The sequence below is a fragment of the Sphingomonas palmae genome (genome assembly GCF_900109565.1).
In the GTDB taxonomy this organism is placed as follows: domain Bacteria; phylum Pseudomonadota; class Alphaproteobacteria; order Sphingomonadales; family Sphingomonadaceae; genus Sphingomonas; species Sphingomonas palmae.
The window spans coordinates 416,272-439,301 of sequence record NZ_FNZZ01000001.1 but is presented as its reverse complement, the minus strand read 5'-3'; the positions used below and the strand labels follow the sequence as shown (position 1 = coordinate 439,301).

Here is a 23,030-nt window from a genome sequence, read left to right as displayed (position 1 = left end):
TGCGCTCGTCTACGCAGCCGGTTGATCGTCGGCGTGGCGAAGCTCCTGCTTCCCGGCCGAGGCTGCCGCCTTGCCGGCCGTCGCCGCCGCACCGGCGACGTTCTGGAGCAGCGTTTTCACCTGATCCTTCGCGGCACCCTTGGTAAAGCCAATGTTCTGAAGCTCGCTCTTCCCGCTGTCGCGCGCTGCCGCGAACGCTGCAACGGCAGTCGCGCCGAGCCGCTTGCCTACGGGGGCGAGCAGTTCCTTCTCCTTCGCGCTGCGCGGTACGATCGCACCAACGAGCGCGCCGAGCGCGATACCGCCAGCGACGATCGCGAGCGGGTTGGTCTCGGCCGCCTGCGCGGTCTGGTGCGCGAATTCACGCGTCTTCTCCCGCGTCGTTTCGACAGCATCGGTCACGGCGGATTTGGCGGAGTCGAGGCTGTCGCGGAGTTTGCCGTGGTCGTCCGCATGATTGTGGTCGGTCATGTCGTCGTTCCTTTCGCGAACGGATAAGTATTTCAGCGAACGCGCCGGAGATGAGGCGGTTTCGCCGGAGATGGTGGGCGCTTGGCGAGGCCGAGCGCGCGGGCGAGTGGCTTACGGCACAGGAAGAGAACCACGGCTGCGATGCCGCCGGTCACCGCACCAGGGTGCATCATCGCGGTCTTGATCGACGCGCGCGCTGCACTCTGCGCACCCTCGCTCACGCTGTCGGCTGCGGTGCGAGCGAGCTTGCGCGGCGCAAGCTGCCCCTGCAATTGCTCCACCGTTCCGTTCAGCCGCGCTCGTGCCTCGGCGGCACGCGCCTCAGCAGCGGCAACGTCGGCAGGCGTGCTCACGCGTCAGCCTTGGGTGAGAGGCGATGCTTGCCGATGATGCCTAGGATCGCGGCGATCAGCAATGTGCCGCCAACCACTATCAATGTGGCCAGACCGGGGCCGATCAGCGTTGCCAGGGTCTCGATCGCGCCGACGAGTAGCGCAATCAGTCCGGCGAGCGCGAGCACGGCCGCGACCGCGAAGAAGATGATGGCGTTCTTGTATCGTCCGACCGCCTCACCGACCTTCGCCTTCTGCAAGTCGAACTCGGCGCGCGCCAGGTCCTTCGCGTCTCCGGTCAGTCGAGATACCAGATCGGTCAGGCCGGGCTCCGGCGTCACTCGGTCGCGAACTGCCTCAGCCGCGCGCCTGATCGGCGTGACGTTGCTCGGGTCACTCATCGCGTCAGGCGCCGCGCTGCTCGACACCGGCGGAGACGAGGCGCGCCACAACGAAGCCGACCGCGGCCGCAATTCCGACGGCAACACCCGGGCTCTTCTTCACCAGCTCGCGCGCTTCGTCGAAGATTTCGTCGACCGTCGTGTCGTCCAATTTGGTGCCGAACGCCTGCACCTGATCGGCAGCGCTGCGGGCATATTGGCCATATTGCTTGCCGAGCTTGTCATCGACCTGCGCCGCGGCGTCGTTGAGAATTTGTGTCAGCTGGCCGAGCGCGTCGGTTGCCTTGGACTTGCCGTCCTCTGCGAAGAGGCGCACGCGGTCGGTTGCCTGACCGCGCAGGTCGGATGCGCCCTGCTTGATCGTCTCGCCTGCCTCGCTTGCCTTGGACGACAGTGTGTCAGCAGTGCCTGACGTGCTGTTAGAGCCTGCGTTCTTCAGCGGTGCCGACTGCCGGAACGATGCGCTGCCGCTCGCTGTCTCCGTGTCGCCGCTGGTCATCGGGGCCAAATCGTTGCGATCGGTCGGGTCGGCCATCGTAATCATGTCCTTCATGGTTTCGTCGTGAACCCCGTGCGTCGCCGCCGGTTCCCTCGCGTTGCGGCATCACCCGCCGCTCGCTACAGCCGCCCACGACATTGCTTTGCCCGAACAGCTAAGGGGATCGTTACGTGACCGCAATCATCGACATTCACGCACGCCAGATCGTGGACAGCCGCGGCAATCCGACGGTGGAGGTCGATGTGTTGCTGGAGGACGGCAGCTTCGGCCGCGCCGCCGTCCCCTCGGGCGCGTCGACCGGCGCGCATGAGGCGGTCGAGCGGCGTGACGGCGACAAGGCGAAATGGGGCGGCAAGGGAGTCGATCAGGCGGTCACCGCGGTGAACGAGGAGATCGCGGGCGAAATCGTCGGCATGGACGCCGAGGATCAGCTCGAGATTGACCACGCGATGATCGCGCTCGACGGCAGCGATAACAAGGGGCGGCTTGGCGCCAACGCGATCCTGGGCGTCAGTCTGGCGGTCGCGAAGGCCGCGGCGGACGCGCGCGGCCTGCCGCTCTACCGCTACGTCGGCGGCGTCGCGGCGCACGTGCTGCCGGTGCCGATGATGAACATCATCAATGGTGGCGAACACGCCGACAATCCGATCGACTTTCAGGAATTCATGATCATGCCGGTCGGCGCGCCGTCGCTCAGCGAAGCGGTGCGCTGCGGGTCGGAAATCTTCCACACGTTGAAGAAGGGCCTGCACGACAAGGGCCTGGCGACCGCGGTGGGCGACGAGGGCGGCTTCGCGCCCAATCTCGCCAGCACGACGGACGCGCTCGACTTCATCATGTCGAGTATCGAGAAGGCGGGCTACACGCCGGGGGACGATGTGATGCTGGCGCTCGATTGCGCCGCGACCGAGTTCTTCAAGGATGGCAAGTACGTCATCTCGGGTGAGAATTTGACGCTCGAACCCGGCGCAATGGCCGAATATCTCGCCGATCTCGTCGCGCGCTACCCGATTTTGTCGATCGAGGACGGCATGGCCGAGGACGATTTCGAGGGTTGGAAGGCGCTGACCGACGCGGTCGGGGGCAAGGTCCAGCTCGTCGGCGACGACCTGTTCGTGACCAACCCGAAGCGGCTGCGCGACGGGATCAGCCGCGGGCTCGCCAACTCGCTGCTGGTCAAGGTAAACCAGATCGGGACGCTGTCGGAAACGCTGGAAGCGATCCGCATTGCCGAGCGTGCCGGCTACACCGCGGTGATGAGCCACCGCTCGGGCGAGACCGAGGACGCGACGATCGCCGATCTGGCGGTTGCAACCAATTGTGGGCAGATCAAGACGGGCAGCCTGGCGCGCTCGGACCGGCTCGCCAAGTACAACCAGCTGATTCGGATCGAGGAAGAACTGGACAAGGTCGCGCACTACGCGGGGCGCGACGTGCTCCGCACGCGCTGAGCCGTCTTGCAAACGGGGCGCATCTGCGCGATTCTTTCGCGCGATGCGCCGCAAGCCGACCCCTCCGCTCGTTCTTCTCCGCCGTGCGGCAGTGCCGGCCGCGGCCCTGTCGGTCATGGCATTCTTCGGCGCCTATGCCTTCACGGGGTCGAACGGCATCTTCGCACTTGGTGACTACAAGCAGCAGATTGCGGTGCGTGAGCGGCAGTACCGGCAACTCGATAAGCGGCGGACGATGTTGCGCAATCGCGTCGCGCTGCTCGATCCGCGCCACGCCAATCCCGATCTCGTCGACGAACTGGTGCGCAAGGAATTGAACGTCGCGCATCCGGACGAGGTGATCGTTCCGCTGAAATGATGCGGAGCCGCATCGAGCGGCCCCGCCTTTTATTCGTTAGCGCAGGAAGGTCAGCAGATCCTGCGTCAGCCTATCGCCCTCGGTCGCGAACAAGCCGTGCGGTGCGCCGTCATATTCGACCAGCTGACTGTTTGCGATGCCTGCCGCTGCAGCACGACCCGCAGCATCGATCGGTACTGTCTTGTCCGACGTGCCATGCAGCACCAGCGTGGGGACGCGAAATGCGGGCAAATCCGGGCGGAAGTCGGTGTGGCCGAAACTCTCGGCGCAGGCGAGCGTCGGCTTCAACCCAGCCTGCATAGCCAGGCGCCACGCCCAGTCGATCGTCGCACTGCTGACCGGGCTGGTGAGATAGCCTTCGCCGAAGAAGTCCTTGAAGAACGACTGGAAGAAGGCGGGTCGGTCCTTCTTGATGCCGTCGGCGATCTCCTGCAGCTTTTCCGCGGGCGTGCCGTCGGGATTGTCGTCGGTCTTGAGCATGTACGGCACGACCGACGAGATCAGCCCGGCCGAGACGACGCCGCGGCCCTCATGCCGGCTCATGTAGCGCGCGACCTCGCCGCCACCCATCGAGAAACCGACGATGCTCGCGTCGCTGTCGGCGCCGGTCGCCTTCATCACGTCGGCCAGATCATCGGCCAGCGTGTCATAGTCGTAACCCGACCACGGCTGTCCCGAGCGTCCGAAGCCGCGGCGGTCGTAGGCGATGACGCGGAAACCGGCGTCAGCGAGCGCCATCATCTGCGGGTCCCAGCTGTCCGACGACAGCGGCCAGCCGTGGATTAGCACGACCGGGCGACCGGAACCCCAATCTTTGACGTAAATGTCGGTACCGTCGCGCGTTTTGACGTAAGGCATGCGGGATAGCTCCAGCCCGTTGTTGCGCGCAATCAACGTGGCGCCGGCTCCGCTGTTCCTGCGGCTCTCACCGCGCCTCGTCGTTCAGGAACTGCTCTACCCGCTCGAGCGTGACGGTCTTGTCGAGGAACGCCTGCCCGATCCCGCGCGCGAGGAGGAAAGGGAGCGTGCCGGCCGCCATCTTCTTGTCGTGGCGCATATGATCGACGAGCCGTGCGGCTGGCGCGGTGATGCCCGATGCAGAAAGCCCGTCGGGCAACCCGCCCTCGCGCCAGTGCGCCTTAACGCGTTCGGCGTCCGTGCGGGCACACAGCCCGACCGCCGCCGAATAATCGAAGGCGAGCCCACATCCGGCCGCAACCGCCTCGCCGTGTAGCAGGCGGTCGCTGAACCCTGCCTCTGCCTCGAGCGCGTGGCCGAACGTATGGCCCAGGTTCAGGAGCGCGCGACGGCCGGTCGTCTCGAACTCGTCTTCACCCACGATCCGCGCCTTGGCCGCGACCGCGTGCGCGATCGCGTAGGCGCGCGCCGCAGGATCGCCGGCGAGCAGCGCAGCACCGTTCGCCTCGCACCAGCCGAAAAAGTCGGCGTCGTCGATCAGCCCGTATTTGACCACCTCGGCATAGCCGGCGCGAACCTGCCGTGCGGGCAGGGTATCGAGCACGTCGGGGTCGATCAGGACGACTGCCGGTTGGTGAAATGAGCCGATCAAATTCTTGCCCGCGCGCGCGTTGATGCCGGTCTTGCCCCCGACCGAACTGTCGACCTGCGCCAGCAAGGTGGTGGGTAACTGTATGAAGCGGCAGCCGCGCTTCAGGATCGCGGTGGCGAACCCGACCAGGTCGCCGATCACCCCGCCGCCCAGCGCGATCACGTGGTCCTGCCGCTCGACACCGTGGTCGAGCAACGCGTCGCACAAACGTTCGAGCACGGCCCAGCTTTTCGTGCCCTCACCCGAGGGAAGCACGATCGCACGCGCGGTCACGCCGGCCGATGCGAGCGAGCGTTCGAGCGTGGCCAGATGCGGCGCCACACACTCGTCCGCAACGATCACCACCGGTCGCGTGCCCACCAGCGGGGCGAGTTCGTCGCCCGCCCGCGCGAGCAGTCCGCTCGCGATCCTGACCTCGTAACTGCGCGCACCGAGCGCGACGGGCACCACCTTCATCGACCGATCGCCTCCAGGATCGCGCGCACTGTATTCTCGTGCGGCGCATCTGCACTCGCGACGCGCAGGTGCGCGAGGCTGTAGAATGGGGTCCGCTTGGCGGCGAGGTCGCGCAGCACGGCGCCCGCGTCACGCCCGCGCAGCAGCGGCCGCGTATCGCGACGGCGCACGCGATCGACCAGCACATCGACAGGTGCATCGAGCCAGATCGACAGCGCATCGGCCAGGATCAGCGCGCGGGTCTGATCGTTGATGAACGCACCGCCGCCGGTCGCGATAACCTTGGGTTTGCCGTCGATCAGCCGCGCGATCACGCGGCGCTCACCATCGCGAAAATACGCTTCGCCGAACCGGTCGAAGATGTCGGCGATCGTCATGCCCGCCGCGTCCTCGATCTCGTGATCGGCGTCGACGAAGGGCAGCTTCAGCCGATTGGCGAGTCGCCGGCCGACGGTCGATTTGCCGACGCCCATCAACCCGACCAGAACGATCGGTCGCCCCGTCCAGGCGGGGATCACGGGCGGGCTATGCAACATGACGCGGCGGGCTATACAGCGCACTTCGACACCGACGCCAGACCTAGCGCCCGGTGAGGTCACCCGTTCATGTTTAAGGTCCGGATATGCGTTTCATCGTCTCGTTCGTGGTGCTGATCGTCCTGGTCGTGGGTGCTCTGTTCTTCTTCGCCGGGCGCGCGACCGAGCGGCCGGTGACGCAGATCGAGAAGCCGGTCGAGCTCGGCAACCTTGCCAATTAAGCACCTGCTGATCGGGGTCGCGGCGGCAGCGGTCGCGGCGACCGCGCTCGCGCAGGAGCGGCCGGAGTCGCTGCTGCCCCCCGGTTTCGGGCAGACACCGGCCCCCGCGCCTGCGCCGACGCCGACACAGGGCAGCACTGGAGACGGCGGAACGACGCCGAGTCCGGTCAGCACCGCCGCCGCGTTGCCGGCATTGCCGCCGCTGGTGCTGCCCACGCCGACGCCCACGCCGTCGCCGACACCGGATGCGGCGCAACTCGCGCTCTACGAAATGCCCGCCTTCGCGCGCCGGTCGCTCGCCCAGGTCGGCCCGGTAGCAGCGGGCGAGGGTGGGGTGAGTGCCGATGCGTTCGGTCGCGCCGATGGACGTTATCTCGAAGTTTTGATGCGGCGCCTCTCTGCGCCGCTGCCGTCGCGCTGGATGTCGATCACGCTGCGTCGGCTGCTCGCCTCGCGGCTGAACACGCCGGCACGGGTGAACGGCGCCGATTTCGCCGCCGAGCGCGCGTGGCTGCTACTGCGCATGGGGGAGGCCGTCGCGGCACGCGCGGTGGCGCAATCGGTCGACCCCGGCAACGTCACGCCCAAACTCGCGCAGATGTGGATGCAGGCGGCACTCGCGATAGCCGACCCCGCGGGGCTGTGTACGCTGGCGCAGTTCCCGCGCGTGGCGGAGAGCGAGCCGGGCTGGATCGCCGCGCAGGCGATGTGCGCGGGGTTGACGGGTGAACCGACGCGACCGCTCGTCCAGAAGCTGCGCCGGCGCCGCATCGCAAGCGGCGTCGACCTGCAACTGGCACAGAAGGTGATCGGCGCAGGCGCCAACAGCGGGCAGGCGATCACGATCGAGTGGGACCCGGTATCGCAGCTGACCGCGTGGCGCTGGGGCTTGGCGACCGCGACCGGCGTCGCCGTACCCGACGCACTGTACGAGACGGTCGGGCCGCAGGTCACCGGGTGGCGCGCGCTCGCCCCCGCAATCCCGCTCGCCGACCGGGCAGTGCCGGCGGAGCGCGCGGCGTCGATGGGCATCCTCTCCAATGCCGCCTTAGTCGACCTGTTCGCCGCCTCACGCGAGCTGGAGGAAGCGCCGGCCGCGCTGGCGCAAACCGCGAACGATCTGCAGGACGCTTATGTCGGCAGCGACCGCGCCACCCGGTTGAAGGCGATGACGGCGTTGTGGAACGGCGGCGACACGCCCGACCTGCGCTACGCCCGGCTGATCCTGACGGCGCGCGCGGCGGGGCGTCTGACCGTCTTCGCCGGTGTCGAGCAGACGAACCAGTTGATCGCGTCGATGCTGTCGGCCGGTCTCGATCGCACCGCGATGCGCTGGCAGGGGCACGTGCCCGCCGGCAGCGATGCCTGGGCAATGCTGCACATCGCCGATCCGGACCGCTCGGGCAGCGGGTGGGGCAGCGTCGACGATTACGCGCCGACGGGCGCGAACGCGCAACGCAAGAAGCAACTGTTCTTCGCGAGCATGGCAGGGCTTGGCCGCATCGGCGCAAGCGATGTCGAGGGAACGGCGCAGTCGCTCGACGTGCGCATCGGCGCGGCGAACGCCTGGACGCGCGCGCTCGACCGCGCCGCGGCAGAGGGTCAGGCCGGCACTGTCGTGCTCCTGTGTGCAGTCGGCATGCAGACGAACGACTGGGCAGGCGTTCCCCCCGCGGCCTTGTACCGGATCGTCGGCGCATTGCGCGCCGTGGGGCTGACGGGCGAGGCGCGGATGATTGCGGTCGAGGCGCTGACGCGCTTGTGACGCAAGCCCCATCCGTCAGCGATCGCGACGCGATCGATCGCTTTGTGGAGATGATGGCGGCGCAGGCCGGCGCGGCTCGCAACACGCTGGCCGCGTACCGCACCGACCTGCGGCTCGCGTCCGAGCTGCTGGGCGGCAAACTCGCGGCCGCGCAGGCTCCGGAGTTGGAGCAATTGGCAGCGAACTGGCGCGATCTGTCTCGCGCTACCGTGGCGCGCAAGGCCGCGGCACTCCGGCGCTTCTACGGTTTCCTGGTCGAAGAGGGTGACCGCGGCGACGATCCCTCGCCCGCGCTTCCCCGGCCGGGGACCGAACGCGGGTTGCCACGCACGCTGTCGCGCGATGATGTCGACCGGCTGTTCGCGGTTGTCGCCGAACGGCTTAGGCGCGATCCGCCGCTCGCACCCGACCTGCGGCTGTCGGCGCTGCTCGAACTGCTCTACGGCTCCGGCCTGCGCGCGAGCGAGTTGGTCGGCCTGCCGCGCGGAGCGGTGCGGACGGACAAACCGTTTCTGATCCTCCGTGGCAAGGGTGGGCGCGAGCGCTTGGTGCCGCTGTCCGGTCGTGCCCGCGCCGCGGTCGCCGCTTGGCGGGTGCAAGTGCGGGTCGATCAAGCGTTCCTTTTTCCCTCGGGAAAGACGCACCTCTCGCGCGTGCGACTGTTCCAGATCATCCGCGCCGTAGCGGCGGAGGCGGGGATCGCGCCCGATCGCATCAGCCCGCACGTACTGCGTCACGCCTTCGCCACGCATCTGCTCGAAGGCGGCGCCGACTTGCGCGCCTTGCAATCCATGCTGGGGCACGCGGACATCGCCACGACTGAAATCTACACCCATGTCGACCGGCGTCGGCTGGTCGAGCTGGTGAACGAGCGTCATCCGCTGCGCGAGGCACTCGTTGACGCTGGCGCGCGCGCGTCCTAACCGCGCGCGATGTACAAATTCCTCGATTTCGAGAAGCCGATCGCCGAACTGCAGGCGCGCATCGACGAGCTGCGCGACACCGGCGCAGAGGGCGGCGTCGACATCGCGGCCGAGGTGTCGCGACTGCAGGCCAAGTCGGACAAGCTGCTGAAGGATACCTTCGCCAAGCTGACGCCGTGGCAGAAGACGCAGGTTGCGCGTCACCCTGAGCGACCGCATTTCAAGGATTATGTCGCCGGGCTGTTCAGCGACTTCATGCCGCTCGCGGGCGATCGCGCCTTCGGTGACGATCAGGCCATCCTGGGCGGTTTCGCGACGTTCCGCGGTCGCCGTGTGCTGGTGCTAGGCCATGAGAAGGGCGACGACACCGCGACGCGTCTCAGACACAATTTCGGGATGGGGAAGCCGGAAGGCTATCGCAAGGCGATCCGGCTGATGGAACTCGCCGACCGGTTCGCGCTGCCCGTCGTCACGTTGGTCGACACGTCGGGTGCGTTCCCGGGCATCCAGGCGGAGGAGCGCGGACAGGCCGAGGCGATCGCGCGCTCGACCGAGACGTGCTTGTCGCTCGGCGTTCCATTGGTGTCGGCGATCGTCGGCGAGGGCGGCTCGGGGGGCGCGGTCGCGCTGGCGAGCGGTAACAAGGTGCTGATGTTCGAGCACGCGGTCTATTCGGTTATTTCGCCCGAGGGCTGCGCCTCGATCCTGTGGCGTACCGCCGACAAGGCGGCAGATGCGGCAGAAGCGATGAAGGTGACCGCGCAGGACCTGCAAGCGCTCGGCGTTGCCGACTCGATCGTGCCCGAGCCGATGGGCGGCGCGCACCGCAATCCGGCGCGGGCGATCAGCGATTTGGGTGACGCGATCGAGCAGGCGCTGGGCGAGCTCTCTCCGCTGGATGCCGCGGCGCTGCGTCAGGCACGGCGGGCAAAGTTCCTGTCGATGGGGCGGGTGGCCTGACGCTAAGCGCTTTCACGAGAAGGGCGACGGATTACTCCGTCGCCCTCTTTAACTGAGTTGCTGATAGCTAATTACTGCTTCGAAGTGCCAGCAGTCGGAGCGGTCGTGGCGCTGTCGTCCATCTTCTTACCCACGGTCGCGAAGGTGTTCTTGATCGAGCCGCCGAGGTTGGACATTGCCGTCATCGCGGCGACAGCGATCAGCGCGGCGATCAGGCCATACTCGATCGCGGTGGCACCCTTGTTGTTTTTCAGGAAGGCGAGAATCTGCTGCATATCGATCTCCGATGTCAGAAAGAGGAGTTTACCCGGCTGAACGACCGGGAGCCGGTATCCAGCAGTGCCGTTCTACACGCTCGGCAGTTGCGAAATGTTTAAGAGCGTTGGTAAATCAATCTGCCGGCATCGATGCGGCGAAACTGGTACTCACATTGGCCCAGATCGCAGAGTTAACCCCGGCTGTCTGCGAGATAGCGGCTGCTACTGCGAGTACGATTACGGCGACGATCATCGCGTACTCGACCGCGGTGCCGCCGCGCTGTGAACGTGCAAGCAGCCGGGCTTGGCGACTAAGCTTGGCGGCCGCGGACCGAACCTTCTTCATAAACGAGAGGATTAGCAGCTGAGCCTTAACGATTCGCTCACCCATGTGCCCTCAACCAGCCACGCGCCGCTGCTCGTCGTCGCGGCGGCGTTGCAGGACGCGCGTGGCCGCGTGCTGATGCAGCAGCGTCCTGTGGGCAAGGCGCATGGCGGTTTGTGGGAGTTTCCGGGCGGCAAGGTCGAACCCGGCGAGACGCCGGCGCGCGCGCTTGCGCGTGAGTTGCGGGAGGAACTCGCGATCGATGTGGCGGAGGACGACCTTATACCGCTCGGCTTCGCGACCGATGATGCCGGTGAGCGTTGCGTGATACTGCTGCTGTTCTCATGCCGGCGCTGGTCGGGCGATCCACGCGCGCTCGACGCGTGCGAGCTATATTGGGACCTTCCGCACGACCTCACGCACCTGCCGATGCCGCCGCTCGATATTCCACTGCTTGCCCAATTGATTGATCGTCATCTTTAACAGCGCGGCGTCTCGTCGCGATGGCCGGCGAGTCGTGACACACTCCGGATACCCCGCTAGGCGAGGCGCGTGAGCCTGCTCCGCCATCTTCTCGCGCAACGGCACCTTGCCGCGCTGATTTTCGCGGCGGCGTTGCTGATGAAGGTCGCGGTGCCAGCCGGCTACATGGTGAGCAACGTGGCCGGCTGGCCCGCCATCACCCTGTGCCCTGAGGTCGCGCCAGCCACATCGGCAATGGATGAAACGATGCACGCGGGCATGGCGCACGACATATCGGCGGATCATGGCAAATCGCATGATCGCGGCAAGGCGGAAATGCCGTGCGTCTTCACCGCGCTGACCGCCGCAACGCTCGCCGCCACCGATGCGGTAATACTCGCCGCGCTGATCGCGTTCGTGATGGCACTGGCGGTCATCGGCATCTCTCAACCACGCCGAGCAGAGCCGGCGCGATCGCGCCCGCCGCTCAGGGGACCACCGGCACTTAGCTGATTTGAGCGCGGCTGCGTCGAGGCGCGGCCGTTCCAATCAGATCACGGCGCAGGCTGATGCCTGTCGCCGGTCACAGGTGCATTCATGATCCGACTCAGATTTTTCGGCGCGGCGCTGCCGTGCCTGTTCCTACCTGCCCAGCTTCCGGCACAGACGCGGGACGGCGACATCGTCGTCGAGGGCGCGCGCGATCCCTTGAAGCTCGATCAGCCCCCGCAGGCGAGCAGCCGGCTCGGGCTCACGATCCGCGAGACGCCTGCTAGCGTCGAGGTGCTCGACCAGGCACAGTTGCAGGCGCGCGGCCTGCGTACTGCGCGTGAGACGTTCAACGACGTGGTCGGCGCGGTCGCCGGCAACGTGCCCGGCAACCCGGCGGTGGTGTCGCTGCGCGGGTTCGCGGGCAACACCGTCTCGATCCTACAGGACGGCGTGCGTGTCGCGGCCTCCACCATCGTGCAGCGCGACACCAACAATTGGCACTATGACCGGGTCGAGGTGCTGAAAGGACCGGCGTCAGTCCTGTACGGTGAGGGCGCACTCGCGGGTGTCATCAACAGGGTCACGCGCAAGCCGGTGCTCGGGGAGCGTCACCTCGACAGCCTCGTCTCCGTCGGCAGCTTCGACACCGTTTTTGTCGCGGCAGGCGTCAACCTGCCGGTGACCGGCGACCTCGCGGTCCGCGCCGACGCCAGCTATCAGCGCTCGGCGAGCCTGTACGACGTCGACAACAACGACACCTTCTCGGCCGGCCTGACCGCCAGCGCCTTGTGGCGGCCGAGCGCACAGCTGTCGGTGCTGGTCGCGGTCGATCATTTCGAGGATCGCTACGACGCCACCTATCAGGGGCTGCCGCTGATCCCCGCGCGTTACGCGCTGCGCCCGAGTGACGCGGTCGAGAGTGCGTCCGGGCTCGTCGCAGACCGCGCGCTCAGGCGGCGCAACTATAATCCGTTCGGTGCCTATTCGGGGTCGAATGAGACGACGCTGCGCTCGCGCGTTGATTGGGAGATCGGCAAAGCCTGGACGGCTGCGCTCGACGTGACCGGTTACACGGCAGACCGGGCCTTTCTGCTCGCGGATACGCAGACGTTCGTAGCGCCGGGTGGCGCGTTCCCGAACGGCAGCTTTCAACAGAGCTATCAGGATTTCCGCCACGATCACCGTTTCTGGAACGCACGAGGCGTCGTCGCGCATGATGGTCGTCTCGCGGGATTGCGGAATCGAGCGAGCCTCGGCATAGAGCATAACGCCACCGACTTCATCAGCCTTCGCCAACAAGCCCCGGCGAGCGCGCTACCCGCGGTGGACGTGCGCAATCCGGCGGTGCTAGCGCTGCCGACATCGCCTGCGATCTTTACCAGCGGCAACGTCACCTTCGACTCTCGTCTGCGGCAGACCTCGCTGTTCGCCGAGGATGCGGTGAACATGACCCCTGAATGGCTGCTAGTCGGCGGACTACGCTGGGATCACATGGCGCTCCGTCGCGCCACCATCCAGAACGCGACCGGCGCGACCGATCGCAACGATCCGGTGTTCGATCCGGTGTCATGGCGGGCGGGGACGACGTGGGTGGCGTTGCCGGGTGTGACGCTGTACGCGCAATATACCACCGCCGTGTCGCCGGTATCGTCGATCCTGCTCGCCTCGATCGCGAACAGCCGTTTTAAGCTGACCTCCGGTCGTTCCTATGAAGGCGGGTTCAAGGCGAGCACATCCGACGGGCGGGTCAGCGTGACGGGCGCCGCCTATCATATCGGACAGCGCGACATTATCACCCGCGATCCGGCTAATCCGTCGCTTGCGGTGCAGGGCGGACGGCAGTCCTCGCGCGGTGTCGAGCTGATCGCCGCATTCGCGCCCGCCAAGTCGCTGCGATTATCGGGCGGCGCCTCGTATACCGACGCGCGCTACGATGAACTGAACGAGGTTGTGGGCGGCGCGGCGGTCAGCAGGCGCGGCAATCGCCCGATCAACGTGCCTTCGACAACGCTCAACGCGTCCGTGCTCTACATGATCGCCGACGCAGTGACGCTCGGCGGTTTCCTGCGCCATGCGAGCGCCTTCTACACCGACACGGCGAACACGATGCGCGTCGCCGGGCACAGCACGCTGGATGCGAGTATCTCTGTCCCGGTCGCGCGCGGCGTCACGCTGACCGCGCGCGGACGCAACCTGACCGACGCCTTCTACGGTGAGTACTCGGGATATCCGACCACCAACGTCTATATCGGCGCGCCGCGATCGTTCGAGATCGCACTGGCGTCGCGGCTGTGAGGGCGCCCGTCATGACCAAGAAGGGGGGCGCCGCTGCGTTTCACCGTGCCGTGTGGCGCTGGCATTTCTGGGCGGGGCTGATCGTCGCCCCGTTCCTGCTGATGCTGAGTGCGACCGGTGCCATCTACCTGTTCAACGACGAGTTGAACGACCTGATCTATCCGCAGCTGCGATTGGTGCAGCCGCACGACCGCAGCGTGCCGGTGTCGCGCATGATCGAAGCGGCGCTGGTGGCGCATCCCGGTGCGGTGTCGCGCATCGACGTGCCGGCGACGAATACGCGCGCGGCGGTGGTCTATGTGGCACCACGCAACGGCGCGCCGCTGCGCGTCCACGTCGATCCGGGAACCGGGCGCGTGCTCGGCAGCCTGGTGTACGAGCGTACCCTGGTCGGCATCGCGGACGAGCTGCACGGATCGCTGATGATCGGTACTGTCGGCGACCGGCTGGTCGAGCTGGCGGCGTGCTGGGCGCTGGTGCTGCTGGTTACCGGCACGATCCTGTGGTGGCCGCCCGGAGCAGGGCCTCGGCGTTGGCGCGGAGCGGGGGTGTTGTGGCCGCGCTTCGATCTGCGCGGGCGGCGTTTCTGGCGCGCGCTGCATGGTCCCGTTGGCGTATGGAGTGCCGGCCTGATCGGCTTCCTGATCGTCACCGGCCTGCCGTGGGCGGGCGTGAGCGGGGATTTGCTCCAGCGCGCGAGTGCGGCGACGGGGGTCGGCTACCCACCATCGTTCCGCACCCACAATGCGCCGCACAGCGTTCCAATGAAGGCGGCGCTCGGTCACGTTCCCTGGACATTGGAGATGGCACCGATGCCGAAGTCGGCCGCGCCCGATCAGCACGTCGGCCATGCAGGGCATGAGGCGCCCGCGGCGACGAACGATGTGGCGGCAATCGCGCAGGTCGATCGCGTGACGCGGCTGCTGGCGGCACGTCATCTTTCCGGCGGATACTGGCTCTACCTGCCCAGCGGGCGGGCGGGCGTCTATACGGCGATCACCTATCCCGATCAGCCACAGGGTCAGCGCACGATCTACGTCGACCGTTACAGCCTGCGCCAGATCGGGCCGGAGGTACGCTTCGCCGATTACGGGATCGTCGGAAAAGCGGTCGAGCTCGGCGTGCAGCTGCACATGGGCAATTACTTCGGTCGATTGAACCAGCTGCTGATGCTCGTGCCATGCGTGGCGATCTGGGTCCTGACGATCAGTGGTGTCGCGATGTGGTGGAAGCGACGACCGCGGGGCGCAATCGGCGCGCCGCCGCCGATCTCGGGCGCGCGAGCGACCGGACTGCTGGCGGCGCTCGTAGTCGGCGGACTGGTGCTGCCATTGTTCGGCGCGTCGCTGCTGCTGGTCGCGACCGCCAACCTGCTGCTCGATCGCGTCCGCAGCTTGGGAAGGCGGGAACCGGCATCGGCGCTGGCGCGCTAGGCGATACGAAGGGGAGGGGCGCCGTTTGCTGATGCATCGAGAAGAGAGCGGAATGAGGAAAGTTGTGGAGCGGCTGCGCCCGGTCGTCCGAGCCTGGGATCAGGCGAACGGCGACGAAGATTTCCCGAAGGAGCGGCTGCGGGCGCTGGTAGCACTCGGCGCGACCACCGCCTTTGTCTCGTTGGGTGACGAGGGCGCGGTCACCGATCTGCTGACGACGCTACGTCTCATCGGTGACGCCGACCTGAGCCTCGGGCGCATCTACGAGGGACACGTCAACGCGGCGCAACTCGTCCATGCCTACGGTTCCGCCGCACAGCGCGAGGCGCTCGCGCGCGATCTGTCGGTGGGGCGCATCTACGGCGTGTGGAATACCGAGCCGGCGCCCGGCATGCGGATCGAGCAGGTCGCGGGCGGGCACCGTTTGTCGGGTGCGAAGAGCTTCGCCACCGGTGCCGGGCATATCGACAAGGCGCTTATCACCGCCAGCCGCGGCGATGGCGGCAAGCAGATGGTGCTCGCCGATCTGTCCGACACCGCTGCGCGCGTCGATAACAGCGCGTGGCAGGTCCGCGGCATGCGCGGCACCAGGAGCGGAACGCTCGATTTCGACGGCATGGTCGTCGGTGATGACGCGCTGATCGGACAGGCGGGCGATTACGAGCGGGAACCGCGCTTCTCCGCCGGCGCATGGCGCTTCACTGCGGTGCAACTCGGCGCGGTCGAGGCGCTGGTGCGGCACTGGCGCGATCACCTTATCGCGACAAGCAAGGCGAACGATCCGATCCAGCGCGCGCGTATCGCCGCCGTAATCGTCGCGACCCGCTCTGCCGGGTTGTGGGTCGAACGCGCTGCACGGCTGGCGGAGAGCGGCTCGCCTCACGCGATCGCTCACGTGCTGATGACGCGCGGCGTGGTCGAGGAGGCGGGACTGTTGGCGATGGAGGGCGCCGCGCGCGCGATCGGCACCGCGTCGTTCTTCGCGAACAGCCGGGTCGACCGGATCACGCGCGATCTCGGCCTGTACCTGCGTCAGCCGGTGCCCGATCAGGCGCGCGACCGCGCGGCGGCGGCGTGGATCGAGGCGGATCGCTGGGTCGACGACCCGTGGTGGTGACACCCGGCCAGGCGCACTGGCGCCGCACAGTGCTGCGCGCGCGAAGGCTGCCGATCGCGCAGGCCGCGCGTGACGGCTGGCTGATCCTCGCGCCCCATCCCGACGACGAAGCGCTGGGCGCAGGCGGGCTGATCGCCGGTCTGTCTAGCGCCGGCGCTAGGCTGCGTGTCGCCTTCCTGACCGATGGTGCCGCGAGCCACGTCGGTGCGCCGGGGTGGAGTGCGCGACGCGTTGCCGCACTTCGCGCTGGCGAGGCGAGGGCTGCGCTCCGCGTGCTCGGCGCCTCCGCGCCGCCGGTATGGTGCGGCTGGCGCGACGCAGCGCCGTTCGCCGTCGAGGACCCGCGTTTTGCACGCACAGTCGACCGGCTGGTCGCGATGTGTCGCCGTCACGGTCTGACCCGCATCGCAACGACCTGGTCCGCCGACCCGCATTGCGACCATCAGGCGGCGGCGGCGGTGGCGCGCGCCGTAGCGCGGCGTCTCGGCATCGTGCCGCTGTTCTACTGCGTTTGGGGTTGGACGCGCGGAGACATCGCGGAGCAGCTGGCGACGGTGCGGCCAATCGTCATCCTTTCGCAGGGGCGTCGCGGCGTTGAGCGACGCGCGCTCGCGTGCCACCGCAGCCAGTTGGGTGGGCGGATCACGGGCGCACGCGACCGTTTCGTGCTGCCCCGCGCGATGCGTCGCCTCGCCGATCGCCGGCTGACGCTCTTGCTGGTGGAACGCGATGCGGCGTGAACGATCGATCGAACCCGCTTGGTTCGAGGCGCTGTTCGAGCAGCAGGGCGACCCGTGGCAGTTCGAGACGAGCGATTACGAGCATGCAAAATACGACCACACGCTCGCAAGCCTGCCGCGCGCGCATTACGGGTCCGCGCTCGAGGTAGGCTGCGCCAACGGCGTGCTGACGCAGCGACTGGCGCCGCGCTGTGACGCGTTGTTGGCGATCGACGTCTCTCCGACCGCACTCGCCGCTGCGCACGCGCGCTGCGCCGATCTGCATCAGGTCCGGTTCGAGCAGCGGCAGATGCCGGGCGACGCGCCGGCGCAATCCTTTGACCTCATCGTGTTGTCGGAGGTGATCTATTACTGGGATCAGGGCGACCTGGCCCGCAGCGCGGATTACCTGCGCGATCATGTGAACAAGGGTGGCGACATGCTGCTGGTCCACTGGACCGGCGATACCGATTATCCGATGTCAGGTGACGACGCTGTCGAGGGGCTCAGGTCGCTGCTGGGCGATGCGGTCGAGGTGATCAGTGCGGAGCGGCGCGAGCGCTACCGTCTCGACCTGTTCCGCCGCCGCTGATCGCCGCGCACGCACCATCGCGCCCGCGCATCGAACCGCGTCGGGCAGCGTCTCGAACGTGAGCCGGTCGTGCGCAGTCGCTCGCGCGGGATCGAGCGCGGCGGGGAAGGCGTAGGTTTCGTGCAGCGGCTCATCGATCGGCTGCGCGATCCAGCGCGCGAACGCGTCGGCCATGCCTCCCGGCGCCCGCCCGTCAAGCCGGCTGGAGGTGAAGACGCGAACGTCGAGCGGATGACGTACCATGCCGCCTGCGTCGCGCACGGCGGCGAATAGCGCCCGGTCCTCCGCGATGGTAGGCGTCGGGGCGCCGCCGATCCGACGGTAGGTGCCGAGCGTCAGCGCAATGCTCGCGCCCCCTTCGTAGAAGTGACGCGGCCACGGATCGTGCGGCAAGGGCGCCGCATCGGCGCGCAGCCAGTCGAGCGCGGTATAATAGCGACCGAGCAGATTGAGCCGCCGCATCGCCTCGACACCTAGCGAGCGGCGATCGTCGCGACGCGTCAGCGCACGACCCGCAACCGCGTCTATCCCGCCGCTAAGATGCCCGACCGCCCGCACGATCCACTCGGGCGACACACGGGTATCCGCGTCGGTCGACATGAGGACGTCGTCGGGCACCGTCAGTGTCGCGGCGGCGGCGTCGAAGGCCAAGCGGCGCGCCCAGCCAGCGTGGCGGAACGCCGGCAGCAATGAAACAGAGATCGGCAGCAGCGCGGCGTTGCGCATGCGCGTTTCCTCCAGCACGCGCGCGGTCGCGTCGGTGCAATTGTTCGCCACGATTACGACGGACACCTTGCCGGCGAAGCGCGCGGCGGCGCAATCCAGCGCGTCGAGGCAGGCGGGCAGGTCGCCCGCCTCGTTCTTCGCCGGCAGTGCAACCGCGACGCGTGGCGACAGATCGCTCATGGCAGACAAGCTGGCATTGCCGACCGGCCTAGAGCGGCGACGTAATCTCGACAATAAACTCGGATCAAGCGTCGCACTTGTCGCTGACGCTCGGGATCGTCATAGCGCGTCGCTCTCTGACGGGCTTTTCCTCATGACGAACCTTCGCGCCGTCGGGCTGGATTTCGGCACCACCAACACGGTCGGCGCCGTGGCCGACGGCGCCAAAGGGGCTGCAAGGCTGCTGACGCTCGATCGTGACGGTGGAAGCGAGGTGTTCCGCTCGGCCCTGTGTTTCTGGCAGGATGAGGACGCGCGTGGTGGCTTGATGGTGGAGGCCGGACCGGCCGCGATCCGCGAGTATTTAGAATATCCGGACGGCAGCCGGTTCCTGCAATCCTTCAAATCGGTCGCGGCGAGTGCCTCCTTCGACAGCGCCCCCGTCTTCAACAAGCGCTATCGCTTCGAGGAACTAGGGCACGCGTTCCTCGACCGGTTTAGCGAGCATGCCGGCGATGCCTTCTCGCGCCTCGACCGTTTGGTGGTGGGACGGCCGGTACGCTATGCCGGTGCGAGACCCGATGAGGCGCTCGCACGAGAACGCTACGACGCGATGTTCGGCGGACGCGCCGCCGACATCCATTACGTCTACGAACCGCTCGCTGCCGCTTATAGCTACGCTGCGCGCTTGGCCGATCCCGCCACGCTGCTGGTGGCTGATTTTGGCGGCGGCACCAGCGACTTCTCGGTCGTGCGGATCGAGCCTGACGGAGGCGGGCCTCAATGCCAGCCACTAGGCCATGCTGGCGTCGGCATCGCGGGCGACCGGTTCGACTATCGCATCGTCGATCGACTTGTGCTGCCGTTGCTCGGCAAGGGTGGAACCTATCGCTCGTTCGACAAGATCTTGGAAATCCCAGGCGGCTATTTTGCCGATTTCGGCGACTGGTCGAAGCTCGCGCTGATGCGCAATCGCCGCACGCTGGCGGAGCTTGAGCGACTGCAACGCAGCGCAGTCGACGCGCAAGCGATCGGACGTATGATCGCGATCATTGAGCATGAACTCGGCTTTCCGCTTTACGACGCGGTTGGTCGGTTGAAGCGCGCGCTGTCGTCCGCGGACGCAGCCGAGTTCCGCTTCGCGGGTGGCGGGCTGGATATCGTGGCGAGCGTCGAACGCGTTGAGTTCGAACGCTGGATCGCCGATGATGTCGCCCGCATGGCGGCCGCAGTCGATGAGGCGCTGGTCGATGCGAATATAGAGGCAGGCGCGATCGATCGCGTGTTCCTGACCGGCGGCACCTCGCTGGTCCCCGCGGTGCGACGGTTGTTCGAGCAACGTTTCGGTGCTGACCGGATTGACGCGGGTGGCGAACTCACCTCGATCGCGCATGGCCTCGCGCTGATCGCGCAATTGGACGATCTGTCCGGCTGGACTGTCTGAGGCGGCTATGAGGGAAGTTGGAGGCCCGACCGGGAATCGAACCCGGGTGCAAGGATTTGCAGTCCTCTGCGTCACCACTCCGCCATCGGGCCTCGACGTCGGGAGGCGCGGCAATGCGCAGGGCAGAGCGCGCCTGTCAAGCCTGCGACGGCATGGACGCTCGGAAGTGTTGGCGGCGCGCGGTGGGTTCGGTACATAGCGTGATCGAAGAAGTGTGTTGTCTTACTATGACAGCTCTGGCACAGGAACCGCAATGACCGCGACAACGCTCCATTCCGACCGATTCGAAGCCATGCGCATGGCGATGGTGGCGAGCCAGCTGCGCCCCAGCGGTGTCATCGACGCGCGCGTGGTCGCCGCGATGGCGGAAACCCCGCGCGAACGCTTCGTGCCCGCCGGCATGGAGGCGCTCGCCTACCGTGACACGACGATCGATCTGGGCGAGGGGCGCCGCGCCAACACGCCGCTCGCGACAGCGCGATTGCTGGTAGAGGCACGGCTGCGGGCCGATGATCGCGTGCTGCTGATCGGAGCAGGGACCGGCTACACCGCCGCGATCATCGCGCAAATCTCGCGGGAGGTGATCGCGGTCGAGAGCACGCCCGCGCTGGCCGCGGCCGCGCGCGAGAACCTGCGCGCCTACATCAATGTAACGGTGGTCGAGAACCCGCTAGAGCACGGCCACGCTGCCGGCGCGCCCTACGATGTGCTGATGATCGACGGCGCGGTGGAGCAAGTTCCGGCCACGCTCTACACGCAATTGATCGAGCGCGGTCGCGTGGTGACCGGTCTGGTCGACCGCAGTGTGTCGCGCCTGGCCGCGGGCGCGCGCGATGCCGACGTGATCGGGCTGCTGCCGTTTGCCGATTACGACAGCGTTCGTCTGCCCGGCTTTGCGAAACCGCGTTCCTTTACCTTCTGAGGATCACTTCTTGCGCGCTTCCCTTCTCCTTCTCGGGACGATCCTTGCCGGCACGAGTGTCGCCGCCGCCTCGGCCGAGACGCTACAGGAAGCGCTGCTGAAAGCGTATCAGACCAACCCGACGCTCACCGGCCAGCGCGCCGGGCAGCGTGCGGCGGATCAGAACGTGCCGATCGCGCGCGCGGCGGGACGCCCGACCGTTGCGACCTCGGGCGGGCTGAACGAAAATTTAATCCGCGGCGGTAACAGCTTCACCTCGCCCGAGCGGTCGCTGAACGGCACGATCGGAGTCACCGTGCCGGTGTATCAGGGCGGCGCGGTGCGCAACTCGGTGCGCGCAGCGGAAATTCGCGTCGAGGCGGGGCAGTCAACGCTTCGTCAGACCGAGGCGCAGCTGTTCACCGCGGTGGTCAGCGCGTACAACAATGTGCTGCGTGACGAGGCGATCGTCGGGCTGAACGCGCAGAACGTGCGCGTGCTGGAAACCAACCTGCGCGCCAGTCGCGACCGGTTCGAGGTCGGCGACCTGACGCGCACTGACGTGGCGCAATCGGAGGCGCGCCTGAGCCTGGCGCGGGCGCAGATGCAGACCGCGCAGGCGAATCTGATCACCAGCCGGGAAAATTACGTCAGCCTGGTGGGTGAGGCCCCCGGCACGTTGGCGGCTCCCCCTGCGCTGCCGCACCTGCCGACCTCCCCGGATGCGGCAGTCGAGGTGGCGTTGCAGGACAATCCGCAGCTGCTGGCGGCTCGCCGGAGCCGCGACGCGACCGACTATGACATCAAGGTCGCGCGCGCGAGCAGGCTGCCGCAGGTCGGCGTGACGGTAGGGCAGAACTACTCCAACTTCCTCGGTACCTTGGGGGCGGGGCAGGGCTATCAGGGCACGCAGTCCGGCACCTCGACCGCGGCGGGATTGTCGCTCAGTCTGCCGTTGTTCCAGGCCGGTCGCCCGGCCGCGCTGATCCGGCAGGCGCAGGAACTGCGTTCGCAGGCGATCGAGCAGGCGACGCTCGCCGAGCGGCAGGTAATCGCGCAGACGCGCTCGGCCTATGCCGTCTGGCGCTCATCGCAGGAGGTGATCGCCTCCGCCGAAGCCGCGGTCGCCGCAAACAAGCTGAGCCTTGAGGGCGTACGCGCGGAGAACAGCGTCGGGACGCGCACCATTCTCGACATCCTGAATGCCGAACAGGAACTGCTCAACAGCCAGGTGACGCTCGTAACCGCCAGGCGCGACGCCTATGTCGCAGGCTTCGCGTTGCTCGCCGCGATGGGCGAGGCGGAGGCGCGGGATTTGGGGCTAGACGGCGGTGCGCTCTACGACCCCAGCGTCAATTATGCGCGCTATCGCGGCAGCATCTCCGATTTTGATACTAGCCTTCCGACATCAACCGCGGCGTCGTCGACCAGAACCGTGCCGGCGCAGAATGCTACGGTTACGCGGCCGCTCGAGCCGATGTTGCAGAGCAATGTTGACAGAAGCACGCGGTTAACCACAGGTGCGGATACGCGGCGTCCCTGACAGGTGCCGAACGGCGGGATAGACGGGGTTACGATGGGCGACATGAGCGCGGAGCCTTCGATGGAGGACATCCTTTCCTCGATCAAGCGCATTATCGCGGAAGAAGGCGACACCGGCGCCCCGCGTCAGCGCCGCAACGGTCAGGCGCGGCCCGCGCCGCTGCCGATGAGCCGCGACGAGGATGATGAGGACGAGGTGCTCGAATTAAGCGACCCGATCTCGCCGCCCGCGCCGCCTGCAGCGTCAGCACCGACGCCGTCCAGCTACGAACCTCGGCCCGCGGCTCCCCGCGTCCACGCATCGACGCAGCAGGCACACGCGACGGAGCAGCACGGCGCGTCCGCCGCACATGTGTCCGCCGCCACCGTAGAGGCAACGCGCGGCGCGCTCGACTCGCTATCGCGGCTGCTCGTCAAGCCGGAGCCAGAGAGCGACGGCACGCTTGAGAGTCTGGTGCGCGAGATGCTGCGGCCAATGGTATCGTCGTGGCTCGATCGCAACCTGCCGAGCATCGTCGAGCAACTGGTCGCGCGCGAGATCGCGAAGATCACCGCGGGCCAGCAGTAACGACGCCCGCGTTCGCGCGATTGTTTCGCGCGCGACGATCTGCTTAACCGGGCGC

The 23,030-nt window shown here is 67.3% G+C and carries 26 protein-coding genes and 1 tRNA gene; 17 read left to right on the top strand and 10 right to left on the bottom strand.

Annotation, left to right across the window (positions count from 1 at the left end; genetic code table 11):
• Positions 1-9: 9 nt before the first annotated feature.
• From BMW51_RS02135 to BMW51_RS02120, 4 genes are read right to left on the bottom strand one after another with little or no spacing between them, the layout of a single operon-like run.
• Positions 10-471 (bottom strand): hypothetical protein, encoded by a 462-nt coding sequence (locus BMW51_RS02135; RefSeq protein WP_093002866.1) that lies wholly within the window; start codon positions 469-471, stop codon positions 10-12.
• Between the two features lie 32 nt (positions 472-503).
• Entirely contained in the window at positions 504-824 is a 321-nt protein-coding gene (locus BMW51_RS02130) for a DUF3618 domain-containing protein (RefSeq protein ID WP_093002864.1), read from the bottom strand.
• Complete coding sequence (locus BMW51_RS02125; protein ID WP_093003806.1) at positions 821-1,204, bottom strand: phage holin family protein; 384 nt, start codon at positions 1,202-1,204, stop codon at positions 821-823. The genes BMW51_RS02130 and BMW51_RS02125 overlap by 4 nt, the downstream gene beginning before the upstream one ends.
• Before the next feature lie 4 nt (positions 1,205-1,208).
• The gene (locus BMW51_RS02120; RefSeq protein WP_093002862.1) at positions 1,209-1,757 is read right to left on the bottom strand and encodes a hypothetical protein; all 549 of its coding nucleotides are present in this window, start codon (positions 1,755-1,757) and stop codon (positions 1,209-1,211) included.
• Between the two features lie 116 nt (positions 1,758-1,873).
• Here BMW51_RS02120 and eno point away from each other — a divergent pair, with 116 nt between their 5' ends.
• Positions 1,874-3,154, top strand: a complete 1,281-nt coding sequence (gene eno / locus BMW51_RS02115) for a phosphopyruvate hydratase (protein ID WP_093002860.1) — start codon at positions 1,874-1,876, stop codon at positions 3,152-3,154.
• Positions 3,155-3,269: 115 nt separating this feature from the next.
• Complete coding sequence (locus BMW51_RS02110; protein WP_093003804.1) at positions 3,270-3,512, top strand: FtsB family cell division protein; 243 nt, start codon at positions 3,270-3,272, stop codon at positions 3,510-3,512.
• Positions 3,513-3,548: 36 nt separating this feature from the next.
• Here the strand turns inward: BMW51_RS02110 and BMW51_RS02105 are convergent, their stop codons facing one another.
• From BMW51_RS02105 to BMW51_RS02095, 3 genes are all read right to left on the bottom strand, one after another.
• Positions 3,549-4,370 carry an alpha/beta fold hydrolase gene (locus tag BMW51_RS02105; protein ID WP_093002858.1) on the bottom strand — a complete coding sequence of 274 codons (822 nt, stop codon included), beginning with the start codon at positions 4,368-4,370 and terminating at the stop codon, positions 3,549-3,551.
• 67 nt (positions 4,371-4,437) lie between these two features.
• Positions 4,438-5,538 carry a 3-dehydroquinate synthase gene (gene aroB / locus BMW51_RS02100; protein WP_093002856.1) on the bottom strand — a complete coding sequence of 367 codons (1,101 nt, stop codon included), beginning with the start codon at positions 5,536-5,538 and terminating at the stop codon, positions 4,438-4,440.
• Positions 5,535-6,074 (bottom strand): shikimate kinase, encoded by a 540-nt coding sequence (locus tag BMW51_RS02095; RefSeq protein ID WP_093002854.1) that lies wholly within the window; start codon positions 6,072-6,074, stop codon positions 5,535-5,537. The genes aroB and BMW51_RS02095 overlap by 4 nt, the downstream gene beginning before the upstream one ends.
• An 86-nt stretch (positions 6,075-6,160) precedes the next feature.
• On the opposite strand from BMW51_RS02095, the gene BMW51_RS16310 reads away from it, so the two are divergent.
• Genes BMW51_RS16310 through BMW51_RS02080 form a run of 4 tightly spaced genes read left to right on the top strand, consistent with a single transcriptional unit; the run spans position 6,161 to position 9,943 of the window.
• Positions 6,161-6,295 carry a hypothetical protein gene (locus BMW51_RS16310; RefSeq protein WP_281243226.1) on the top strand — a complete coding sequence of 45 codons (135 nt, stop codon included), beginning with the start codon at positions 6,161-6,163 and terminating at the stop codon, positions 6,293-6,295.
• The gene (locus BMW51_RS02090; RefSeq protein WP_093002852.1) at positions 6,285-8,060 is read left to right on the top strand and encodes a hypothetical protein; all 1,776 of its coding nucleotides are present in this window, start codon (positions 6,285-6,287) and stop codon (positions 8,058-8,060) included. Before BMW51_RS16310 ends, BMW51_RS02090 begins: the two co-directional genes overlap by 11 nt.
• Complete coding sequence (locus BMW51_RS02085; protein ID WP_093002850.1) at positions 8,057-8,983, top strand: tyrosine recombinase; 927 nt, start codon at positions 8,057-8,059, stop codon at positions 8,981-8,983. Before BMW51_RS02090 ends, BMW51_RS02085 begins: the two co-directional genes overlap by 4 nt.
• Positions 8,984-8,992: 9 nt before the next feature.
• The gene (locus BMW51_RS02080) at positions 8,993-9,943 is read left to right on the top strand and encodes an acetyl-CoA carboxylase carboxyltransferase subunit alpha (protein WP_093002848.1); all 951 of its coding nucleotides are present in this window, start codon (positions 8,993-8,995) and stop codon (positions 9,941-9,943) included.
• Positions 9,944-10,014: 71 nt separating this feature from the next.
• Here BMW51_RS02080 and BMW51_RS02075 read toward each other — a convergent pair whose 3' ends face one another.
• Positions 10,015-10,218, bottom strand: coding sequence for a Flp family type IVb pilin (locus BMW51_RS02075; protein WP_093002846.1), 204 nt, complete (start codon positions 10,216-10,218; stop codon positions 10,015-10,017).
• Positions 10,219-10,591: 373 nt separating this feature from the next.
• Between BMW51_RS02075 and BMW51_RS02065 the strand changes: the two genes are divergently transcribed.
• From BMW51_RS02065 to BMW51_RS02035, 7 genes are all read left to right on the top strand, one after another.
• The gene (locus tag BMW51_RS02065) at positions 10,592-11,008 is read left to right on the top strand and encodes a (deoxy)nucleoside triphosphate pyrophosphohydrolase (RefSeq protein ID WP_281243225.1); all 417 of its coding nucleotides are present in this window, start codon (positions 10,592-10,594) and stop codon (positions 11,006-11,008) included.
• Positions 11,009-11,077: 69 nt separating this feature from the next.
• Positions 11,078-11,500: a DUF2946 family protein gene (locus tag BMW51_RS02060; RefSeq protein WP_093002840.1), complete on the top strand. Its 423-nt coding sequence runs from the start codon at positions 11,078-11,080 to the stop codon at positions 11,498-11,500.
• Between the two features lie 84 nt (positions 11,501-11,584).
• On the top strand, positions 11,585-13,774 hold the full coding sequence (locus BMW51_RS02055; RefSeq protein WP_245708236.1) for a TonB-dependent receptor: 2,190 nt from the start codon (positions 11,585-11,587) through the stop codon (positions 13,772-13,774).
• A gap of 11 nt (positions 13,775-13,785) precedes the next feature.
• Positions 13,786-15,207 carry a PepSY-associated TM helix domain-containing protein gene (locus tag BMW51_RS02050; RefSeq protein ID WP_093002838.1) on the top strand — a complete coding sequence of 474 codons (1,422 nt, stop codon included), beginning with the start codon at positions 13,786-13,788 and terminating at the stop codon, positions 15,205-15,207.
• A 52-nt stretch (positions 15,208-15,259) separates the two neighbouring features.
• Positions 15,260-16,324, top strand: a complete 1,065-nt coding sequence (locus tag BMW51_RS02045; protein WP_218139355.1) for an acyl-CoA dehydrogenase family protein — start codon at positions 15,260-15,262, stop codon at positions 16,322-16,324.
• Positions 16,315-17,064: a PIG-L deacetylase family protein gene (locus BMW51_RS02040; RefSeq protein ID WP_218139354.1), complete on the top strand. Its 750-nt coding sequence runs from the start codon at positions 16,315-16,317 to the stop codon at positions 17,062-17,064. Before BMW51_RS02045 ends, BMW51_RS02040 begins: the two co-directional genes overlap by 10 nt.
• On the top strand, positions 17,054-17,635 hold the full coding sequence (locus tag BMW51_RS02035; protein WP_093002832.1) for a class I SAM-dependent DNA methyltransferase: 582 nt from the start codon (positions 17,054-17,056) through the stop codon (positions 17,633-17,635). Before BMW51_RS02040 ends, BMW51_RS02035 begins: the two co-directional genes overlap by 11 nt.
• Here BMW51_RS02035 and BMW51_RS02030 read toward each other — a convergent pair.
• Positions 17,525-18,541 carry a glycosyltransferase family 2 protein gene (locus BMW51_RS02030; RefSeq protein WP_093002830.1) on the bottom strand — a complete coding sequence of 339 codons (1,017 nt, stop codon included), beginning with the start codon at positions 18,539-18,541 and terminating at the stop codon, positions 17,525-17,527. The two genes, BMW51_RS02035 and BMW51_RS02030, sit on opposite strands and share 111 nt — an antisense overlap.
• A 133-nt stretch (positions 18,542-18,674) precedes the next feature.
• On the opposite strand from BMW51_RS02030, the gene BMW51_RS02025 reads away from it, so the two are divergent.
• Positions 18,675-19,964 carry an Hsp70 family protein gene (locus tag BMW51_RS02025; RefSeq protein ID WP_093002828.1) on the top strand — a complete coding sequence of 430 codons (1,290 nt, stop codon included), beginning with the start codon at positions 18,675-18,677 and terminating at the stop codon, positions 19,962-19,964.
• Between the two features lie 18 nt (positions 19,965-19,982).
• Here the strand turns inward: BMW51_RS02025 and BMW51_RS02020 are convergent.
• Positions 19,983-20,056: transfer RNA gene (locus BMW51_RS02020), tRNA-Cys, on the bottom strand.
• 161 nt (positions 20,057-20,217) lie between these two features.
• Between BMW51_RS02020 and BMW51_RS02015 the strand changes: the two genes are divergently transcribed.
• From BMW51_RS02015 to BMW51_RS02005, 3 genes are read left to right on the top strand one after another with little or no spacing between them, the layout of a single operon-like run.
• Entirely contained in the window at positions 20,218-20,886 is a 669-nt protein-coding gene (locus BMW51_RS02015; protein ID WP_093002826.1) for a protein-L-isoaspartate O-methyltransferase family protein, read from the top strand.
• A gap of 10 nt (positions 20,887-20,896) precedes the next feature.
• Positions 20,897-22,408 (top strand): TolC family outer membrane protein, encoded by a 1,512-nt coding sequence (locus tag BMW51_RS02010; protein WP_093002824.1) that lies wholly within the window; start codon positions 20,897-20,899, stop codon positions 22,406-22,408.
• 33 nt (positions 22,409-22,441) lie between these two features.
• Positions 22,442-22,975 (top strand): DUF2497 domain-containing protein, encoded by a 534-nt coding sequence (locus BMW51_RS02005; RefSeq protein ID WP_093002822.1) that lies wholly within the window; start codon positions 22,442-22,444, stop codon positions 22,973-22,975.
• The last annotated feature ends 55 nt before the right edge of the window (positions 22,976-23,030 follow it).

Coding starts and splice junctions, on each gene's coding strand:
- BMW51_RS02135 (WP_093002866.1), bottom strand. CDS start 471: ATGACCGACCACAATCATGCGGACGACCACGGCAAACTCCGCGACAGC.
- BMW51_RS02125 (WP_093003806.1), bottom strand. CDS start 1,204: ATGAGTGACCCGAGCAACGTCACGCCGATCAGGCGCGCGGCTGAGGCA.
- BMW51_RS02120 (WP_093002862.1), bottom strand. CDS start 1,757: ATGAAGGACATGATTACGATGGCCGACCCGACCGATCGCAACGATTTG.
- BMW51_RS02110 (WP_093003804.1), top strand. CDS start 3,270: ATGGCATTCTTCGGCGCCTATGCCTTCACGGGGTCGAACGGCATCTTC.
- BMW51_RS02105 (WP_093002858.1), bottom strand. CDS start 4,370: ATGCCTTACGTCAAAACGCGCGACGGTACCGACATTTACGTCAAAGAT.
- aroB (WP_093002856.1), bottom strand. CDS start 5,538: ATGAAGGTGGTGCCCGTCGCGCTCGGTGCGCGCAGTTACGAGGTCAGG.
- BMW51_RS02095 (WP_093002854.1), bottom strand. CDS start 6,074: ATGTTGCATAGCCCGCCCGTGATCCCCGCCTGGACGGGGCGACCGATC.
- BMW51_RS16310 (WP_281243226.1), top strand. CDS start 6,161: ATGCGTTTCATCGTCTCGTTCGTGGTGCTGATCGTCCTGGTCGTGGGT.
- BMW51_RS02080 (WP_093002848.1), top strand. CDS start 8,993: ATGTACAAATTCCTCGATTTCGAGAAGCCGATCGCCGAACTGCAGGCG.
- BMW51_RS02075 (WP_093002846.1), bottom strand. CDS start 10,218: ATGCAGCAGATTCTCGCCTTCCTGAAAAACAACAAGGGTGCCACCGCG.
- BMW51_RS02055 (WP_245708236.1), top strand. CDS start 11,585: ATGATCCGACTCAGATTTTTCGGCGCGGCGCTGCCGTGCCTGTTCCTA.
- BMW51_RS02050 (WP_093002838.1), top strand. CDS start 13,786: ATGACCAAGAAGGGGGGCGCCGCTGCGTTTCACCGTGCCGTGTGGCGC.
- BMW51_RS02045 (WP_218139355.1), top strand. CDS start 15,260: ATGAGGAAAGTTGTGGAGCGGCTGCGCCCGGTCGTCCGAGCCTGGGAT.
- BMW51_RS02035 (WP_093002832.1), top strand. CDS start 17,054: ATGCGGCGTGAACGATCGATCGAACCCGCTTGGTTCGAGGCGCTGTTC.
- BMW51_RS02030 (WP_093002830.1), bottom strand. CDS start 18,541: ATGAGCGATCTGTCGCCACGCGTCGCGGTTGCACTGCCGGCGAAGAAC.
- BMW51_RS02025 (WP_093002828.1), top strand. CDS start 18,675: ATGACGAACCTTCGCGCCGTCGGGCTGGATTTCGGCACCACCAACACG.
- BMW51_RS02015 (WP_093002826.1), top strand. CDS start 20,218: ATGACCGCGACAACGCTCCATTCCGACCGATTCGAAGCCATGCGCATG.
- BMW51_RS02005 (WP_093002822.1), top strand. CDS start 22,442: ATGGGCGACATGAGCGCGGAGCCTTCGATGGAGGACATCCTTTCCTCG.